Below are 18,196 nucleotides of genomic sequence, written 5' to 3'. Positions count from 1 at the left end.
CTCCTGACGTGTCGCGGCCCGCACCGGTGTTGGCCTGCCTGACGTCGACGCTACGGAGAGAGGTAGAGGCCACGGCACCTGCCGCAGACCGAGATCCGCGCGGGCTCGACCTCCTCCTCGAGGAGGAGGAGACCAGGCACGAGAGGCGCTTCGCTATGCTCCGACGATGGCCCGCCACCAGCACGCCTCGACCGCCGTGACCGCTGTGGCTCTGACCGCGCTCGTCCTGGCGACCGCGGGGTGCACCCAGTCCTCCGAGCAACCCGTCGAAGGGCCGGCCACGATCGAGCAGAAGGTCATCGACGACGTCGAGACCTTCATCAGCACCGTCGCCGCCGGGAACTTCGCCGAGGCACTCACGCTCACCTCGGAGGAGCGGTCGTCGCTCGCCTGCCCCGACCTCTTCCAGGACGCCGAGACGACCATGCCCTTCGTGCTCCCCGAGGTCGGCGACGTGACCGTCACCGGCGACACCGCGACGGCCGAGGTCCGGTACTCCCTCGGCGGCCCGCAGGAGGAGGTCCTCGAGCTCACCCAGGTCCTCGGTCGGTGGAGCCCCGCCCTCCCCGAGTCCTACGCCGTCACCGTCACCTTCGACGGCCCCACCGTCGCCGAGGTCGTCGTCGACGACACCTGCCGGGTCCCCGTCGTCGACAGCCAGGCGCACGTCGTCATGCCGCCCGGCAGCCACGACGTGACGATCGTCGACCCGACCGGGGTGCTCGAGCGGTCCGAGCACGTCATCCAGCGGGTACCCGAGCAGCAGACCATCGGCACCGACGACCTCAGCGCTCTCGAGGCCGTCCCCACGCTCGGCTTCAACCTGCTCTCCGGCGAGGCTGGCGAGGCCTTCGTCGACGCGCTCGACGCGTGCCTCGACTCCGACCTCACCGACCCGTCCTGCCCCTCAGCCCTCGCCGGAGCAGACCCAGGGTCGGTGCAGGCCGTGGCTGCCGCACCGGTCGCCGTGCTCGACCGGCTCTGGACCGACGACGGCGAGACGTGGCGCTTCGAGGCACAGCCCGGCGCGCTCGCCATCACCGTCGACGGCACCCCGGCGGAGGTGGAGGTGACCCTGACCGGGGAGCTCGCACGAGACAACACCGGGACGCTGGTGGCGACCCTCGACCCGGAGGCCTAGCGCCGGTCCGCGCTCGCGGCGGCGCTGCCCGTGGCAGTCCGGCTCTCAGGCCCGGTAGCGCCCGGGGCGGTGGTTCATGGCGAGGATGACGTTGAGGACGACCACGCCGAGCACCGAGGCGAGGACCGTGGGGACGTCGGCGACGAACAGCGCGCAGAGGACGATCACGGCGTCGAAGCACAGCTGGACGACGCCGGCGCTGAGGCCGAAGCGGTCCTGCAGGTAGAACACGAAGATGCCGAGCCCGCCGGCGCTCGCCCCGTGGCGGAACAGCGCGAGGAACGCCAGGCCCATGAACATGCCACCGAGGGCGCAGGCGTAGAACGGCGTCATGTGCTCGATGGTGATGTTCGCCGCGTGGAAGCTCGTGAGGACCGAGATGAGCGCGACGACGGTGAAGGTCTTGATGGTGAAGGGCCAGCCCATGCGGATGATCGCGAGGGCGTAGAACGGCAGGTTGATGAGGAAGAAGACGAGACCGAAGGACCAGCCCGTCGAGTAGTTGACGAGGAACGCGATGCCTGCGATCCCGCCGGAGACGCCGCCGACGTCCTTGAGCAGCATGAGCCCGAAGGACAGCGCCAGGGACCCGATGAGCAGGGCGACGACGTCCTCGACCAGGCGGTGCGGGCGGGTGACGAGCTCCGCGACCGGGTCGGGGACGGGCGCCCCGTCGTGCACGGGTGCGCCGACCCCGTCGGAGGTGGCGGCGACGCCAGGACCGACGGAGGGGTCCGGTGCGAGCGGCGCGTCGCCCGTCGTCGTGCTCGGGGTGGGCGCGGCGGCGGGGGGCGTGCTCTCGTCTGTCACGGGTGCAGCGTGCGCGCCCGCAGCCCCGCACGCCACCCCGCGCACACCTGCTGGTCGTTACGTGCTCGCGATGCGGACAAGACGTCAGCTCGCCACACCCCCATCACCACCAGAGGCGCTGTACGAACGTTACGAACACCAGTACGCTGTGTTCGACGATGACGAAGGAGATGCCCGTGTCCGGAGCTGAGCTCGTAGAGCAGACATTCCTCCCCAGCCAGGCCGGTGAGCTCGCCGAGGTTCACAGCTTCCTGGAGGCGCACGAGCGCAAGCACGGCACGGTCCCGCAGCGGTACCTTCTCGTCGGCGACGGGGAGGGCGACCAGGTCGAGCTGCCGGAGTCGATGTACCACCTGCTGCACCAGGTCGTCGATGCGCTGACAGCCGGCCGGGCAGTCACGATCGCGCCGCGGTCGACGACGCTCACCACACAGCAGGCTGCGGACCTGCTCGGCGTCTCACGGCCGACCGTGGTCCGTCTGATCGACAGCGGAGAGCTCCCTGCGGAGCGCCCTGGGACTCGGCGCCAGCTCCTGCTCCGCGACGTGCTCGACTACCGAGAGCGACGACGCCAGCACCAGTACGACGTCCTCGCGGCCACCTCGATCGAGATCGACGACGATGACCCGGGAGAGGCGCTCGCCCAGCTGCGTGACGTCCGCAGCACCGTGGCGAGACGCCGTCGCGCAGCCATGACCGAGTCAGGGCAGTAGAGCCGAGCTGCGCGTGTTCGCCGCGGTCCTCGACACCTGTGTCCTCTGGCCCAGCCTCCAGCGCGACTTCTTGCTCAGCCTCGCAGCCGAAGGACTGTACCGGCCGCTGTGGTCGTCGGCCGTCCTCGCTGAGCTGCAGGAGCACGAGACCCGAAAGCTCGTCGGCCGCGGAGCAGACCCTGAAGGCGCCGACGCCGCGGCGCGCCATCTCGTCGGCGCGATGCGTCGAGCCTTCGACGACGCCTGCGTCTCCGGCTGGGAACCGCTCGAGGGCACCTTCGGGCTGCCGGACATCGATGACGAGCACCTGGTTGCCGCAGCGGTCGTCGGCGGGGCTGGGGTGATCGTCACGGACAACCTCCGAGACCTCCCGGTCGAGAAGATGCCATCAGGTGTCCAGGTGGTCACACCTCGGGACTTCGCGCTCGAGACGGTGGAGGTCTCGCCGGCGCTCGCGCGACGAGCGCTGGTCGAGATCTCCATCCGGTCCGTCCGGACGCCGCGGACCGTCGACCAGCTCCTGGACATCTTGGACGTCCGCTACGGCATGTCCGCCGCCGTCAGCCTCCTGCGTCGGGTGGGCTGACGACGGCGCGTCGGACAGCCGCACTCAGCTCGCCAGGACGCTCTCGGCCTCGGCGAACCACTGCTCGACGGCCTGGTCGACCGTCATCGTCCCGTAGCCGAGCTCCTCGCTGAGGCGGACGAACGTGGACTCGAGGGTGCCGAAGCCCGAGACGGGCGGCGGCGGGGAGCTGGTGAGGTACGGCTCGAGGGACTGCTCGTACTCGAGGATCTGCAGGTCGAGGCCCTCGGGCTCGAAGCCCTCGATGGCACTGCTCGACGACGGGACGCCCCGCGACATCCCGAAGATCTCGCCGACCTCGGGGCTGTTGGTGAGGAAGTCGACCAGCTTCGCCGACTCCTCGGGGTGCTCCGTGTTCGCCCCCACCGACAGCAGCAGCGACGGCTTGAGGAACAGCCCGGACTGGTCGGGGTCGTCGGCGGGCGGCTGCAGCAGCTCGAGGGTGCCGCTGCGGCTGCCCTCGCTGAAGCGCACCAGGAAGTTGTCCCAGCTGATCTCCGACGCGGTCTCCCCGATGCCGAGGGCGTCGACGCCCTCGAGCTGGGTGAGGCGCGCCGGCGGCATGAAGGTGCCGTCCGCGTGCAAGGGCTGCGCGCGCTCCCACCAGGTGGCGAGGTCGGACTCGTCGAAGCCGAGGGCGTCGCCGTCGAACATCGTCTTGCCCTGCTGGCCGAGCCAGATCTGGAACAGCCAGAAGATCTGCGTGTAGTCGACCGACCCGTAGACCGTCGGGTCGCCGGACGCACCGGCGGTCGCGAGGTCGCCGAGGAGCGTGTCGTACTCGTCCCAGGTGAGCGGCTCGGTCGGGACGTCGACGCCGAGCTCGGTGAAGAGGTCGGTGTTGACCATGGTCGCGAGCGTCGCGGTGCTCGTGGGGATCGCGACGGTGGTCCCGTCGATCTGCCCGGTGGGCAGGAGGGTGTCGGGCAGGGTGCTCACGTCGATGGTGCTGCCGATGTGCTCGTCGAGGGGCGCGAGGCGCCCGGTCGAGCCGTACTCGGTGACGTAGGCGATGTCCATCTGCATGACGTCGGGCAGGTTCCCGCTCGCGGCCTCGACGTTGCGCGAGGACCAGTAGCTGTCCCACGCGCCGTAGCTGGTGCGGACGTCGATGTCGGGGTTCTCCTTCTCGAAGACCGCCACGGCCTCCTCGTAGCGCTCGGCGCGGGACACGTCGCCCCACCACGTGAAGTCGATGACCGTCTTGCCGCCGGCGTCGGCGTCGCCGCTGGAGCACCCTGCCGTCAGGAGCACCACGGCCAGGGCACCGGCCACGGCCGTCCGCGCTCGTCGGGTCGCCCGGCCTGCCGCCGAGACGGTGGGTCCTGTCGTCGCTCGTGCGTGTGGTCGCCTCATATGAGCCTCCTTGCTCAGTACGTCGCTGCACCGCGGATGTCGCTGCACCGCCGCTGGCATCGTGGCACCGGCCGCGACGCGCACGGACGAGAACCGACAAAAACGTTCACGAACGACGTGCCACCGGACCAGTCAGCCCGGCGCCGTCCGGTGCAGCACCGCCCAGCGCGGCGCCGCAGGACTCGCGCACTGTGAGGCGCGGCAGCAGCTCGACGTGCCGGGACGCGCGCACGCCCTCGCCCTGCCCGACATCACCCACCCGGTCGAGGACGAGCCGCAGCGCCTCGCGCCCCACCTCGCGCCGCGGCGGGGTCACAGCGGTGAGCGGGACGGCGGCGAGCTCCGCGTTCTCGTCGTCGTAGGCGACGACCGCGAGGTCCTCGGGCACCCGCATCCCGCGGTCGAGGGCGGTCTCGACGAGGCGCGCGGCGTGGTCGTCGGTGTGCACCAGGACGGCGCGGGTGCCCGTCGCGGCGCAGTCGTCGAGCAGCGCCTCGAGGGCCTGGGCGAGCTCGGCCGGGTCGTCGTACCCCTTGGGCAGGGACGTGTCCGGCGCGGCGTCGAGCCCGAGCCGGGCGACGGCGTCGGCGTGACCCTGGCGGATCCAGGGTGCCGTGGGCGTGCGGTCGTAGACCGCGAGCGCGACCCGCGTGTGCCCCAGGCGGGCGAGGTGCTCGACGGCGATCACGGCGCCGTGCGCGTGGTCGGTGCGGGCGAGGTCGAGCTCGCGGGCGCCGGGCGGCTCGACGCGGCGCTCGACGAGGACGACGGGCACGGTGAGCGTCGCGAGCCAGCGGCCGAGCTGGGCCTCGTCGCGGTCGCGGAGGGTGGGGGCGAGCACCAGGCCGGAGACGCCGAGCGCGAGGAGGCGTTCCGTCTGGGCCTCCTCGACCTCGGGTCGGTAGTGGGAGACACCGAGGACGAGGCGGGCGTGGAGGGAGGGCGCGAGGGCCTCCATGCCGCGGACCATCTGCGGGAAGTGGGCGGTGGTGCTCGGCACGACGACGCCGACGAGCGCCCGGGCGGCGGTGGGTGCGCGGGTGGAGCGGGCGGCGATCGCGCCGCCGTGCACGCGGACGAGTCGGCCGTCGCGGTCGAGGGCGGCGATGTCGCGGCGCACGGTGACCTCGGAGACCCCGAGGTGCGTGGCGGCCTGCGCGGACCGGACGCTGCCGCGCAGCTCGACCTCGCGCAGCAGGTACTCGTGGCGTGCTCGGGGCAGGTCCACCGGTGTCTCCCGTCCTCGTCGACTGGTGGTCCGCACCCTAGCGGGTCTGCACGGGTAGTGATCGAAAATGTCCGCACCTGACCGTCTCGACTCGCGCGTACGCAGACTGGCCGGGTGACTGCGACCGACGACGCCCGCACCCGTGACCCGCTGATCCCCGCTGCTGCGCCCGGAGGTGGCACGTCGCCCTCGACCGCGGCGCTGGCGACCACTGCGCTCACGACCGCGACGACGTGGGACCGCCAGCACTGGGTCGACCTCGCCGACGCCCTGCTCGCGGCGACCGAGCCGCACGTGTCCCCCGGCCGTGCACTGATCCACCTGCCCGGGCCGGTGAGCGCGTCGGGGCGGTGGAGCGACGGTCTCGAGGGCTTCGCCCGCACCTTCTTCCTCGCAGCGCTGCGGCTGCGCGGCGCCGACGGCGACGACCCGCACGGCCTGCTCGACAGGTTCGCCGAGGGTCTGCGGCACGGGACGGACCCGGCGAGCCCCGAGCGCTGGCCCCGCATCCCGGAGCGACGCCAGGCCGTGGTCGAGGCCGCGTCGATCGCCGTCGGGCTGTCCGAGACGCGCCCGTGGCTGTGGGACCGCCTCGACGCCGGCACACAGGAGCGGGTGGTCGCGTGGCTGGGCGACATCGTGGGGACGAGCGGGTACCGCAACAACTGGACGTGGTTCCAGGTCGTCATCGAGACCTTCCTCGCGCAGGTCGGCGGCCCGTGGGACCAGGCCGACCTCGACCGCTGCACCGAGATCCAGGAGTCGCTGTACGTCGGCGACGGCTGGTACTCCGACGGGCGGGGACGCGACGGACGCCGGCAGTCCTACGACTGGTACGCCGGGTGGGCCTGGCACCTGTACCCCCTGATGCGCGCACGGATGGTGGGGCAGCCGCTCGAGGCGCACCACGCCGAGCGCCTGCATGCCTACCTCGGGCAGGCCCAGCACCTGGTGGGCGCCGACGGCGCCCCGCTGCTCCAGGGCCGGTCGGTCACCTACCGCTGGGGGATGCTCGCACCCTTCTGGGCCGGGGCCCTCGCCGATGCGACGCCGCTGGCCGCGGGCCAGACCCGCACCCTGACGTCGGCCGTCGCCGAGCACTTCGTCAGCCGTGGCGCGGTCGACGCCGACGGGCTGCTGAGCGTCGGCTGGCACGGGCGGTTCGAGCGCGTCCGCCAGCTGTACACCGGTGGCGGGTCGACGTACTGGGCGTCGAAGGGGTTCCTCGGGCTGCTGCTCCCCGCCGACCACGAGGTCTGGACGGCCGAGCCTGCGGTGCCGGACGCCTGGCGGCGAGACACGGTGACCCTGCTGCCCGCACCCGGCTGGCTCGTGTCGTCGACCGTCGCCGACGGGATCGTCCGCGTGCACAACCACGGCTCCGACAGGATGCTCGAGCACCCGGCAGAGCCGCGCGCCGACGATCCCTGGTACCGGCGCCACGGCTACTCGACGGTGACGTCCCCTCAGCTGTCACCCGACGCGATCGCCGCCCCGGTCGAGTCGCACGTCGCGCTCCTCGACGGTCGTGGCCGTCCGTCGCACCGCGACGGGATCGTCCGGGTCCGCCTCGACGAGCACGTCGCCGTCTCCCGGTCCCGGGTGCACTGGCTCGACCTGCCCGGGGCGGGGAGCAGCGCCGACGAGGGCGGCCACGACACCGCGCACGACGACGGTGCTGGAGACGCCTCGACCTGGGCCTCCCTGCGGCGCGGCCCCACCCTCACGACGGCCTCTGTGGTCCGCGGACCGCACGAGGTGCGCATCGCCTGGTGGGACGCGGCACCCGCGGTGACCGGCCGACGACCTGACGGCCCGCTCGACGACGACACCGCCTGGCCCCACGACCCCGGGCCGTGGCGCCTGCGGGTCGGCGGGTGGGCGCTGGCCGCCGACGAGCTCGAGGTCGAGTCCGGACCCGGGTGGGTGCGCGTCGTCCGGAGCGACGGGGTGACGTCGACCGTCCGGTCGCTCCTGAGCCTCGACGACGTCGGGAGCCAGCGCCGCACCGGGGCGGACCCGCTGGGCGCAGGGTCTGCGACGCCGTGGGCTGCGACGGGGTCGGTCCTCGCCGAGGGCCAGCCGTGCGCGGCGCTCGTGACCTTGTCGGGCGGCGCGTCGTCAGGCGGCGCGTCGTCAGGCGACGTGCAGCCGGGCAGCACGGCGTCCGGCGACACCGCGGTCTCGCCCGAGGACGCGTCGGACGTCGTGCGCGTCGCGGTCGTGGGCACCGGCGACGCCCGGGCGGTCGAGGTCCGCTGGTACGACGGTGTAGTCGACGTCGTCGACCTCCGCCCGCTCGCCGGTCTCGCGGACCTGTCGTCGGAGGTGCTGTCATGACCCGGCCGGTCGCCGCCTTCGCGGCGCGCGACGCCGCGCTGCTCGACGACCTCTTCGACGCGCAGACGCTCGCCCGGCTGCGGGCCGCCGTCGACCTGCTCCCCGGCGTCGTCGGGCCCGGGACCGACCTCCGCCAGGTCGAGGTGCTCGTCACCGCGTGGGGCGCTCCCCCGCTCGACGACGACCTGCTGCGGCGCGCCCCGAGGCTGCGGGCCGTCGTGCACACCGGGGGGACGGTCAAGCGGCTGGTGACCGAGGCGTCGTGGGCGCGCGGCGTGCGGGTGTCGAGCGCCGCCGCGGCCAACGCCCAGCCGGTCGCCGAGTACACGCTGGCGATGGTGCTGCTCGCCGGGAAGCGGGTGCTCCAGTCCGCGCAGCTCTTCCGCCAGGAGCGGTCCTTCGGCTTCACGCTCCCCGCGCCGCACGGCAACAACGGACTGGTCGTCGGGCTGGTCGGCGCGTCCAAGATCGGCCGGCTGGTGATCGAGCTGCTGCGGCCCTTCGACATGGAGGTGCTGCTGCACGACCCCTACGTCGACGCGGAGGCCGCGCGGGCGCTGGGCGTCACGGCGGTGCCGCTCGACGCGCTGCTGCGGCGGTCCGACGTCGTGTCCCTGCACGCCCCGTCGCTCCCGGAGACCTACCGGATGATCGGCGCACCCGAGCTGGCGCTCATGCGCGACGGCACGACGCTGATCAACACCGCCCGCGGCGCCCTGGTGCACACCGACGCCCTGGTCACCGAGGTGCTGTCCGGTCGGCTGCGCGCCGTCCTCGACGTCACCGACCCCGAGCCGCTCCCCGCCGACCACCCCTTCTACGAGGCGGACGGCGTCCTCCTCACCCCGCACGTCGCCGGGTCGCTCGGCACCGAGGTCCGCCGCCTCGGGGCAGCGGCCGTCGACGAGGTCGAGAGGCTGGCGGCCGGCCTCCCCCTGACCCACGAGGTCCACGCCACCGACCTCCCCACCACCGCCTGACCCACCCCATGCCCGAGGCGCGACGGTGGAGGGGTGCGCGGAGCACTCAGCCGTCGCGCCAGGAGCATGAGAGCGGGCGCCCGGTGGCGCGTCGAGCTCTCACTCGTGAGGAGCCTGGGGACCGGTCAGGGGGTGGTGCCGGGCGTTGATCGGCGGGCGACGACGAGCGTCGCGCCGGCCAGCAGGAGGGGGCCGAGCAGGAGGAGCAGCCGCGCGTCCGCACCGGACTGGGCGAGCGCCCGGGTCGGCGCCGCCACGTCCGACGCGGGGGGCGTCGCGGCGGGGGCGGGCAGGAGCGCGGGCTGCTGCACGACGCCAGGGAGGGGTGTCGAGGTCACCGGTCCGACCGGTTCCGGACTGACGACAGGGACCTCGACCGACGGCGGCTCCTCGCCCGGGGGCGTCACGACGGGTGGCTCCTCGGCGGGAGGTTCGACGACCGGCGGCTCCTCGCTGGGAAGGGCCGCCACCTCCAGGACGGCGTCGACCGTCCTGGACGCGAAGTTCTCGTCGCCGTCGTAGACCACGCTCAGCGTGTGCGTCCCCGGGCTGAGCGTCCAGCCGGAGCTGTCGACCGTGACCGTCGCACGGCCGTCGACCAGCGACGTCGAGCTGAGCTCGGCGCCGTCGAGCAGCACCCGCACCTGCCCGGTCCCGACGACGGCCGGAACCGGTGCCGCGAGCGCCGCGAGGTCCCCAGACGCCGCGGCGAGGTGCACCGGACCAGCCGTGTCGTCAGGCGCCCCAGGTGCCTGCTCCCGCACGTCGACGTCGACGGTCCACGCCTGGCCGAGGGTCAGCGAGGTCGGGGCGACCACGTCGACCAGGGGGACGGCTCGCTCGACGACCACGGGGACTGCCTTCTCTGCCGGCAGGGTCAGGTCGTCTCCCGGGTAGAAGGCGAGGACGTCGTAGGTGCCGGCCGGAAGCCGCCCGGTCCACGTCCCGACGCCGTCGACCAGGTCGATCGGGCCGAGGTCCACGGTCCCGGCGTCGAGGATCACCTGGCCGGTCGGTGCTGCCGAGGCACCTGCTGCGGACGCCGTCACGGTGATCGTCCGGTCCTGGAGGGCGTGAGCCGTCGGGACCTCGAGGGCGAGGTCCGTGCTGGCGCGGTCGACGTCAGCCGTGACGGAGCCGCTCGACGCGGAGAAGTACGCGTCCTGCACCGTGGTCGCCGTGACCGTCTGCTCACCGAGTCCCGCGACGAAGGTCGCGCTGGCGCGAGAGGTTCCCTCGCTGACCTGCGCCGCCGTCGGGGTGGCGGTCGTGCCGTCAGGGAAAGCGAAGGTGATCGTGTCCGCGTAGGTCGCCCGCGACCCGCGGTCCAGCGCCGGGTTGGTGACGGTGGCGGTCGCCGTCACCGTCTGGCCCAGGAGCGGGGCGGCCGGGTCGAGCGTGACCGTCACGTCGGGGGTCTCGTACGGGACGGTGACGACCACGCTGCTGGACGACGCCTCGAACCACCCGTCTCCCGGGTAGCTCACGGTGAGGAGGCTCGTCCCGGCCGGCACCGGGGAGAGGACGAACACGTCGGAGAGGCCGTTCACGGGAGTCGTCGTGGACCCCACCGTCATGGTGAGCCCTCCGGTCGGGGCCACCGTGGTCCTCTCCCACCCCAGCGCGTACCGGACGTTGCCGGAGCCGCCTGCGACCAGGTCTCCCACGACCTCGAGCGAGGCAGCGGTCGGGCGCTTCTGGATCTCGACGGAGACCCTCACGGTCGGGGTGGAGCCGCCCTGCCCGTCGATGTACACGTCGTAGGTCCCGACATCGAACCCGGCCCGGAAGCGGACCTCCTCCGTGAACTCGTCCAGTGAGACGTTCCCCAGGTAGGTGCCCATCGCCGCCGTCCACTGGACGGCTCCCAGCCGGCCCTCCGGGGATGTCACCCGGAGGACGAACTCGTCTCCTGTGAGCACCGTGGAGGGCGCCGTGACCGTCAGAGAGCCCGCCGCTGCGACCGAGGTCGAGTCCTCGCTGCCCGGAGCGGCCCCGCTCGGCGCCGCGAGCGCGACGGAGGGCACGATCCCGAGCGCCACGGCGGTCACCACGGCGAGCAGCCTGGACCGCCAGCGCAGGGCGGAGGACGACGGGTGACGGGTGGCAGGCACGGTGAGACCTCTCGGACGGCGGACCGCCTCGGGGCTCCGTGGCAGCTCTCTCGACGCTATCGACGCACGCCCCGCCGATCGTCGGTAATCACTACCTAAACCGCGTCCGCACCGCCGCGACCTGCACAGACGCACGGAGCGCACCCTCGTCCGCTCCCGTCGACGACCTCACCGCCTGATGTCCCTGCCCCCACCACGCGACACGCTGGCGGGGTACCTCGCGCGATACCCCGCCAGCGTGTCGAGGGATCAGTGGTGAGTGCTGGGGAGCGGTCGGGGCCTGCGTGACAGTGACACCGGTGACAGTTCGTCATGTCGAGTTCGCAGGGGCTCGGGAGGAGTCGTACGGTGAGAGACGACGCCCGCCGCTCCGCGGGACGCCTCACCCCCCCGTCAGGAGAAGCCCGTGCCGCAGGCCCCGAAGACCCCGCACGTCGTCGTGGTCGGAGGTGGGTTCGGTGGTGTGGCTGCCGTGAAGGCCCTCGCGGGTGCGGACGTCCGTGTGACGCTGCTCGACCGCCGCGTCTACAACACCTTCCAGCCGCTGCTCTACCAGGTGGCCACGGGCGGCCTGAACCCCGGCGACGTCACGTACTTCCTCCGAGGGCTGCGCCTGGACCAGAAGAACGTGCGGGTGGTCCACGAGCACCTCGCGAGCATCGACCACGAGGCCAAGCAGCTGCGGCTGCTCAACGACGACACCATCGACTTCGACTACCTCATCGTCGCCACAGGCGTGACGACCAACTTCTTCGGCACCCCCGGTGCCAAGGAGAACGCGTTCCCCATGTACTCGCGGAGCCAGGCGGTCAAGATCCGCGACGCGCTGTTCGTGCGCCTCGAGGAGGCCGCGTCCACACCGGGCACGGACGAGGGGCTGCGCATCATCGTCGTCGGCGGTGGCGCGACGGGCGTCGAGGTCGCCGGTGCCCTCGCCGAGCTCCGCACCGCAGGCCTGCGCCCCGCGTACCCGGAGATCCACGGTGACGCCTTCGAGGTGAAGATCGTGCAGCGCGGCACCGAGCTGCTCAAGGCGTTCCCGCAGCGCCTCCGCGACTACACGGCGGACGAGCTGCGCCGCCGCGGCGTCGCCCTGCACCTGGGCGCCGGCGTCGCCGAGGTGCACACCGACGGCGTGCTGCTCACCGACGGCACCAAGCTCCGCTCCGACCTCACCATCTGGTCCACGGGCGTGCGCCCGCACGAGGAGGTGGACGCCTGGGACCTGCCGCGCGGCGAGGGCGACCGGGTGGCGGTCGGCCGCGACCTCCAGGTGCCGGGGCGTCCCGGCGTCTTCGTGGTCGGCGACCTCGCCATCACCCCCGACGGCCTCCCCCAGCTGGCCCAGCCGGCGATCCAGTCGGGCAAGCAGGCCGCCAAGAACGTCCTCGCGCTCGTCGAGGGGCGGCAGACCACGCCGCTGCGGTACTTCGACAAGGGCACCATGGCGGTCATCGGGCGCCGGGCCGCGATCGCGGACATCGTCGGGAAGGTGCAGCTGACCCGCGGGTCGGCGTGGCTCGCCTGGCTGTTCGTGCACATCATGGGCCTCATCGGCCCCCGCAACCGCCTCACGACGCTCGCCGGCCTGGTGACCCGCTACGGCTTCCCGTTCCACCGCAAGCAGGTGCCGATCGTCGGCGACGTGCCGACCGTCCGCCCGCCCAAGGGTGGCGGAAGCGGACGCGGAGAACCCACCGCCTGACCCTCCTGCCGGTCCTCAGCAGGTCGTGACATACTCGGCAACCTGCGCACGCGAGTCGCGCACCGGATGCATGCCACGAGCCCGCCAGGCGGAGGAGCCAGACAGGTGAGACACCAGAAGAGCCGTGAGCGCGACGCTCGTCAGGAGCGTCGCGGCGGGGGTGTCGGCTCCGCGATCGTCGGCGGCATCGGCGAGCTGCTCATCACCGCGGGCGTCGTCATCGGCCTGTTCGTCGTGTGGCAGCTGTGGTGGACGAGCGTCGAGGCGAACAACGAGGCCGCGCAGCTGGTCGAGGAGTTCCAGCAGACCCTGCCGCCCGCCCCCGAGGTGGTCGCCGAGCTCCGGACCGACGACCCGCCCGTCCCGGCGAAGGCCGCCTACGGGGAGACGACGGGCGTGCTCATCGTCCCGAGCTGGTACGGCAAAACGAACAACACGATGCCCATCGTCGAGGGCACCGGGCTCGACCTGCTCGACCGTGCGACGGCCGGGCACTACGAGCACACCCAGCAGGTGGGCGAGGTGGGCAACTACGCGCTCGCCGGGCACCGCCGCACCTACGGCAACTCGTTCCGGTACGTCAACGAGCTGGTCGCCGGCGACCAGGTGATCGTCGAGACCGCCGAGGCCTGGTACGTCTACGAGGTGACCGAGCACGAGATCGTGCTGCCGAGCGCCATCGAGGTCACCGCCCCCGTGCCCAACCAGCCGGGTGTCGAGCCGACCGAGCGGATGCTCACGCTCACCACCTGCCACTCGCTGACGCTCGGCGAGTACGGCAACGACCACCGGTGGATCACCTACGCGAAGTTCGTCGGGTGGATGGACCGTGCCGATGGCATGCCCGAGCAGGTCCTCGAGAACCCAGGAGTCGTCTGATGTACCCGTGGATCTTCCGGCACCTGCCCGGGCCGCTGTTCCTGCGGATCATCGAGGCCGTGCTGCTCGTGGGGCTCGTGGTCGCCGCCCTGTTCCTCTGGGTGTTCCCCTGGGCCGCCGAGACCTTCAGCTTCCTCGACCGCGACCCCGGCATCGGCTGACGGCTCGCAAGGCCTGCCCTGGGCCCCGAGATCGCATCGCTCGTCCCGAGGTCGTACCTGCTCGCCACGAGGTCGTACCTCCTGCGCCGAGGTCGTATCCCCCACCACGAGGTCCTACCTCCTGCGCCGAGGTCGTACCGACACACAGGAGCACACCCGTCTGGACGAAGTTCTGGCGTTTCTGTACGACTTCGCGGGCACTGCTACGACTTCGCGAGCACTGGTACGACCTCGCGGGAGACCTGACGGGCGAGCGGGGTCCGATCCGCCGTCGGTGCGGTGCGGGAGAGCGTCAGACGCCGTGGCGGCGGTCGGCGAGGACGGCCTCGTGGACCTCGGACTCCATGGCGGCCGAGAACGGTGCGCGACGCTCGGCGACGGCCTTCGCGAGGTCGGCGACGGCGAGGTCCCCGTGGACGGCGGCGCCGGCCATCACACCGGACGCGGCAGCCGCGACGACCATCGCCATGAGGTCACCGGTGTTGCCCGCGACCCACACACCCGGCACGGCGGTGGCGCCGCGCGGGTCGGGGGCGACGTGCTCCCCGAAGGGCGTGACCGTCCGCTCGCCGCCGAGGGCCTCGTAGAGCTCGGTCCGCGCGACGAAGCGCGGCGCGACGACGACGGCGTCCATCGGGAACGACCGTCCGCCCTCGACCTCGACCGCCTGCACCTGCCGGCCGTCGACCACGAGGCGCTCGACGCGGGGCGTCACCACCCGGACGCCGAGGGCGGCGAGCTGGTCCCACTGCTCCTCGGTCGGCTCGGGGGCGTCGTGCACGAAGAACGTCACGTCGTCGCTCAGCTGCCGGAACAGCATCACCTGGTGCAGGGCGTTCTCGGTGGTGCCGAGGACCGCGATGCGCTGGTCGCGCACCTCCCACCCGTGGCAGAAGGGGCAGTGCAGCACGGAGTGACCCCAGCCCTCGGCGACGCCGGGCACGTCGGGCAGCTGGTCGACCAGCCCGGCCGCCAGGATCACGCGGCGTGCAGTGACTCGCTGCACCGCGCCGTCTCCCTCGTCCGCGCCGTCGACCTCGAGGCGGAAGTCGTCGACGACGCCCGACGCGCCGGTCACCAGCCCCCGGACGACGCGGACGCCGTACCCCTCGGCCTCGGCACGCCCGCGCGCCAGCAGCTCGAGCGGCGAGATGCCCTCCTGGCCGAGGACGTTGTGCGCGCCGTCGGCCGGGGCGTTGCGGGGCTCGCCCGCGTCGACCACGACGACGCTGCGCCGCGACCGGGCGAGCGCGACGGCCGCGGCGAGCCCGGCCGTGCCGCCTCCGACGACGACGACGTCGGCGTGCAGGTCTGCGCGGAGGTCCGCGTGAGTGTCCTCGGTCATCGTGCGTCTCCGTCCTGGGTGGGGGTGGTCGGGGTGGTGGTGCGGTCGTCGGCCGGGCGCACCGCGACCCAGACGATGCGGCCCGAGGTCGAGCGGAGCCCGGAGGTCCCGGCCTCGAGGGCGGCGATGGTCGCGTCGAGGCCGGCGAGGTCCTCGGGCGAGAGGTCGTCGGCGATGCGGTCGCGGTTCTTGGCCAGGTGCAGTGCCATGTAGCGGGCGCCGTCGGTGGTGGTGGCGGAGGCCTCGAAGGAGGTCTCACGACGCTCGACCGGCGCGAAGCACGCCTCGCCGAGGGCGGTGGTCCACTCTGCGGTGACCGGGTAGCCGTACGTCGCGAGGGCAGCGTCGAAGCGGTCGCCGAGGCCGTTCACTCCCGAGCCGAGGTCCGTCGGGGACCAGGTGGCCGCGCCGGCCATCTCGGTGACGACGAGCACGCCACCGGGGGCGAGCGCGCCGTAGGCCTGGCGGAGCACCTGGCCGGGGTCGGACACGTGGTGCAGCGAGAGGGCCGCCCAGGCCAGGTCGACGGGTCCGGGCAGCTCGGCGGGCCAGTCGCCGTCGAGGTCGACGAGGTGCGTGGTCACCCGGTCGGTGAGGCCGGCCGCGTCAGCGCTGTCGGTGAGGCGCTCGAGCATGGTGGCGGTCGCGTCGAGGCTGTGGACCTGGGCGCCCGGGAACCGGGCCGCGAGCGCAAGGGTGCCCGTCCCGGTGCCGGCACCGAGGTCGACGATGCTGCGGGGCGCGCGGCCGAGGGCTGCGGCTGCGGCGTCGAGGGCTCCGGCGAGGACGGAGGCGCCGAGGGTGGCGTCGAGGTCGAGGAGCTCGGCCATGCCGGTGTCGCCCTCGGGTGCGGGGCCGTGGCCGGGGCGGTCGGTGTGGGTGTGACCGTGCGCGTGGTGGTGGCTGTGCGTCATGCCCTCCACGCTAGACGAGAGTTTCGTCTAAGACATAGGCTCTTGCGTATGAAGCAAGAACTGCTCGACGACATCGTCCGCCAGCGCATCCGCGGACTGCGCCTCGCCCGGGGCTGGACCCTCGACGCGCTCGCCTCCCGGTGCTTCCTCTCAGCCTCGACGCTCAGCCGCATCGAGACCGGCCACCGGCGCATCGCCCTCGACCAGCTCGTGCCGATCGCCCAGGCGCTCGGGACGACGCTCGACCAGCTGGTCGAGCCCGAGGACGACGAGGACGTGGTCATCCGCCCGGAGCCCGAGACCATGCCGGGCCTGAGCGTGTGGCTGCTGTCCCGCGAGCGCGACCGCCGCGGCGTGACGATCGCGAAGATGCGCATCACCCCCGAGCGAGAGGTGCACGACGGACAGGTGCACCCCGGCCACGAGTGGTTCACCGTGCTCAGCGGCGTCGTCCGCCTCACCCTCGGTGAGCGCACCATCCTGGTCCGCGAGGGCCAGGCCGCCGAGTTCTCCACCATGACCCCGCACACCATCCAGGCCCACGAGGGACCGGTCGAGATCCTCACGATCTTCGACCACGACGGCGAGCGGGCGCACCTGCCGGGGCACCGGCACGCGTAGGGGCGCCGCACGACAGGCATCGCTAGGGTGCAGAGCAGACGGGAACCGTCGCCCCACGACCGCACGACCCACCGAGGAGCCTGCATGAGCATCCAGACCGGACCCACCGACTGGCAGTTCACCGGAGCCATCGGCGTCGACGTCAAGGGCGATGTCTGGTCCTGCGTCGAGGTCCCGGGGTCGGTCGAGGCCTTCGGTACCGGCAGGTCCGTCAAGGTCGTCGCGACGGTCGACGACCAGCCCTGGACCGGCGGCCTCATGCCGACGGGCACGGGCGGCCACATGCTGTCCGTCAGCGCGAAGCTCCGCAAGAGGCTCGGCAAGGAGATCGGCGACGAGGTCACGGTGCGGATCACCGAACGGCTGACCTGACCTAGACCCCACCGCCCCGCAGCGACGCGACGCTGCGGCCCAGCAGGTCGGCGAAAGCCGCCTGCTCGGCGCGGTCCATCCCGGACTTCATGCGGTCCTCGACCCCGCGCACCGCGGCGCTGGCGGTAGCGAGCTGGCGTCGGCCGGCGTCGGTGAGCTCGGTCGGCAGCGCCCGCCCGGTCGCAGCCTGCTCGGCGCGGGTGACGAGGCCGTCGCGCTCGAGCGTCTGCAGCAGGACGTTCATGGACTGCCGGGTGACGAAGGTGCCGCGGGCGAGCTCGGAGTTGGACAGCCCGGGGCGCTGGGCGAGGAGCTCGAGGCAGGAGTAGTGGGTGATGGTCATGCCGAGGGGGCGCAGGACCGCCTCCATCGCGGCACGGAGCGCGCTCGACGCCTCTTTGAGGAGGTATCCCACGGAGGTCTCCAGGTGGATGCCGGGTCCGTCTTGACTCATGTCAGTAGTCTGACATAGGTTCGTGCATGTCAGATAACTGACACCACTTCTCGACGGAGGCTCACCATGTCCGCTGCAGCTTCAGGCCCCGGCTTCATCTCGCTCCAGGTCCGCGACTACGACGCCTCCGCGGTGTTCTACGAGACCTACCTCGGCCTCACCCGCCAGCCCGGACCGCCGCACGCCGTCGTCTTCGACACCAAGCCCGCATCCTTCGCCGTGCGCTCCCCGCTCCCCGGCGTCGACCTCGACTCCGTCCCGCAGCCCGGCGTCGGCGTCGGCATCTGGCTGCACGCCGCCGACGCGCAGGAGATCCACGACCGCATGGTCACCGACGGCATCACCATCACCTCCGCGCCGGTCGACGGCCCCTTCGGACGCACCTTCACCTTCGCCGACCCCGACGGCTACCAGATCACCCTGCACAGCCGCGGCTGACGTTGGGCGGACGAGGCGCACATGGGTCGACGTGTAGAC

At 72.7% G+C, this 18,196-nt stretch carries 18 protein-coding genes; 11 read left to right on the top strand and 7 right to left on the bottom strand.

Annotated elements, in window-relative coordinates:
* The first annotated feature begins 166 nt into the window (after window positions 1-166).
* On the top strand, window positions 167-1,141 hold the full coding sequence (locus SKED_RS01710; protein ID WP_012865385.1) for a hypothetical protein: 975 nt from the start codon (window positions 167-169) through the stop codon (window positions 1,139-1,141).
* 45 nt (window positions 1,142-1,186) lie between these two features.
* On the opposite strand, the gene SKED_RS01705 is transcribed toward SKED_RS01710, so the two are convergent.
* A complete protein-coding gene (locus tag SKED_RS01705) occupies window positions 1,187-1,951 on the bottom strand; it encodes a YitT family protein (protein ID WP_217167931.1) in 765 nt (254 codons plus the stop codon).
* Between the two features lie 176 nt (window positions 1,952-2,127).
* On the opposite strand from SKED_RS01705, the gene SKED_RS01700 reads away from it, so the two are divergent.
* On the top strand, window positions 2,128-2,664 hold the full coding sequence (locus SKED_RS01700; protein WP_012865383.1) for a helix-turn-helix domain-containing protein: 537 nt from the start codon (window positions 2,128-2,130) through the stop codon (window positions 2,662-2,664).
* Window positions 2,665-2,677: 13 nt separating this feature from the next.
* Complete coding sequence (locus SKED_RS01695) at window positions 2,678-3,250, top strand: PIN domain-containing protein (protein WP_012865382.1); 573 nt, start codon at window positions 2,678-2,680, stop codon at window positions 3,248-3,250.
* 24 nt (window positions 3,251-3,274) lie between these two features.
* On the opposite strand, the gene SKED_RS01690 is transcribed toward SKED_RS01695, so the two are convergent.
* Window positions 3,275-4,606: an ABC transporter substrate-binding protein gene (locus SKED_RS01690; RefSeq protein ID WP_081447883.1), complete on the bottom strand. Its 1,332-nt coding sequence runs from the start codon at window positions 4,604-4,606 to the stop codon at window positions 3,275-3,277.
* 106 nt (window positions 4,607-4,712) lie between these two features.
* Window positions 4,713-5,834, bottom strand: a complete 1,122-nt coding sequence (locus tag SKED_RS01685) for a LacI family DNA-binding transcriptional regulator (RefSeq protein ID WP_012865380.1) — start codon at window positions 5,832-5,834, stop codon at window positions 4,713-4,715.
* A gap of 114 nt (window positions 5,835-5,948) precedes the next feature.
* Here SKED_RS01685 and SKED_RS01680 point away from each other — a divergent pair, with 114 nt between their 5' ends.
* Entirely contained in the window at window positions 5,949-8,174 is a 2,226-nt protein-coding gene (locus tag SKED_RS01680) for a DUF2264 domain-containing protein (protein ID WP_012865379.1), read from the top strand.
* Window positions 8,171-9,154: a hydroxyacid dehydrogenase gene (locus tag SKED_RS01675; protein ID WP_012865378.1), complete on the top strand. Its 984-nt coding sequence runs from the start codon at window positions 8,171-8,173 to the stop codon at window positions 9,152-9,154. Before SKED_RS01680 ends, SKED_RS01675 begins: the two co-directional genes overlap by 4 nt.
* A 125-nt stretch (window positions 9,155-9,279) precedes the next feature.
* Here SKED_RS01675 and SKED_RS01670 read toward each other — a convergent pair whose 3' ends face one another.
* Window positions 9,280-11,268: an Ig-like domain-containing protein gene (locus SKED_RS01670; protein ID WP_042437681.1), complete on the bottom strand. Its 1,989-nt coding sequence runs from the start codon at window positions 11,266-11,268 to the stop codon at window positions 9,280-9,282.
* A gap of 406 nt (window positions 11,269-11,674) precedes the next feature.
* Between SKED_RS01670 and SKED_RS01665 the strand changes: the two genes are divergently transcribed.
* The 3 genes from SKED_RS01665 to SKED_RS20215 all read left to right on the top strand — a co-directional run bounded on the left by SKED_RS01665 (window position 11,675) and on the right by SKED_RS20215 (window position 14,013).
* On the top strand, window positions 11,675-12,973 hold the full coding sequence (locus SKED_RS01665; RefSeq protein ID WP_012865375.1) for an NAD(P)/FAD-dependent oxidoreductase: 1,299 nt from the start codon (window positions 11,675-11,677) through the stop codon (window positions 12,971-12,973).
* Between the two features lie 105 nt (window positions 12,974-13,078).
* The gene (locus tag SKED_RS01660; RefSeq protein WP_012865374.1) at window positions 13,079-13,852 is read left to right on the top strand and encodes a class E sortase; all 774 of its coding nucleotides are present in this window, start codon (window positions 13,079-13,081) and stop codon (window positions 13,850-13,852) included.
* The gene (locus SKED_RS20215; protein ID WP_012865373.1) at window positions 13,852-14,013 is read left to right on the top strand and encodes a hypothetical protein; all 162 of its coding nucleotides are present in this window, start codon (window positions 13,852-13,854) and stop codon (window positions 14,011-14,013) included. Before SKED_RS01660 ends, SKED_RS20215 begins: the two co-directional genes overlap by 1 nt.
* A 292-nt stretch (window positions 14,014-14,305) precedes the next feature.
* Here SKED_RS20215 and SKED_RS01650 read toward each other — a convergent pair whose 3' ends face one another.
* Together SKED_RS01650 and SKED_RS01645 are read right to left on the bottom strand one after the other, a co-directional pair.
* On the bottom strand, window positions 14,306-15,358 hold the full coding sequence (locus SKED_RS01650; protein ID WP_012865372.1) for an NAD(P)/FAD-dependent oxidoreductase: 1,053 nt from the start codon (window positions 15,356-15,358) through the stop codon (window positions 14,306-14,308).
* Complete coding sequence (locus SKED_RS01645; protein WP_012865371.1) at window positions 15,355-16,272, bottom strand: class I SAM-dependent methyltransferase; 918 nt, start codon at window positions 16,270-16,272, stop codon at window positions 15,355-15,357. Before SKED_RS01645 ends, SKED_RS01650 begins: the two co-directional genes overlap by 4 nt.
* Window positions 16,273-16,320: 48 nt before the next feature.
* Here SKED_RS01645 and SKED_RS01640 point away from each other — a divergent pair, with 48 nt between their 5' ends.
* On the top strand, window positions 16,321-16,893 hold the full coding sequence (locus SKED_RS01640) for a helix-turn-helix domain-containing protein (protein ID WP_012865370.1): 573 nt from the start codon (window positions 16,321-16,323) through the stop codon (window positions 16,891-16,893).
* A gap of 84 nt (window positions 16,894-16,977) precedes the next feature.
* Entirely contained in the window at window positions 16,978-17,265 is a 288-nt protein-coding gene (locus tag SKED_RS01635) for a DUF1905 domain-containing protein (protein WP_012865369.1), read from the top strand.
* Between the two features lies 1 nt (window position 17,266).
* On the opposite strand, the gene SKED_RS01630 is transcribed toward SKED_RS01635, so the two are convergent.
* Entirely contained in the window at window positions 17,267-17,719 is a 453-nt protein-coding gene (locus tag SKED_RS01630; protein WP_012865368.1) for a MarR family winged helix-turn-helix transcriptional regulator, read from the bottom strand.
* Between the two features lie 66 nt (window positions 17,720-17,785).
* Between SKED_RS01630 and SKED_RS01625 the strand changes: the two genes are divergently transcribed.
* Window positions 17,786-18,157, top strand: a complete 372-nt coding sequence (locus tag SKED_RS01625) for a VOC family protein (protein ID WP_012865367.1) — start codon at window positions 17,786-17,788, stop codon at window positions 18,155-18,157.
* Window positions 18,158-18,196 lie beyond the last annotated feature (39 nt).

The organism is Sanguibacter keddieii DSM 10542, assembly GCF_000024925.1.
In the GTDB taxonomy this organism is placed as follows: domain Bacteria; phylum Actinomycetota; class Actinomycetes; order Actinomycetales; family Cellulomonadaceae; genus Sanguibacter; species Sanguibacter keddieii.
This window is presented reverse-complemented; position numbering and strand designations above follow the sequence as displayed.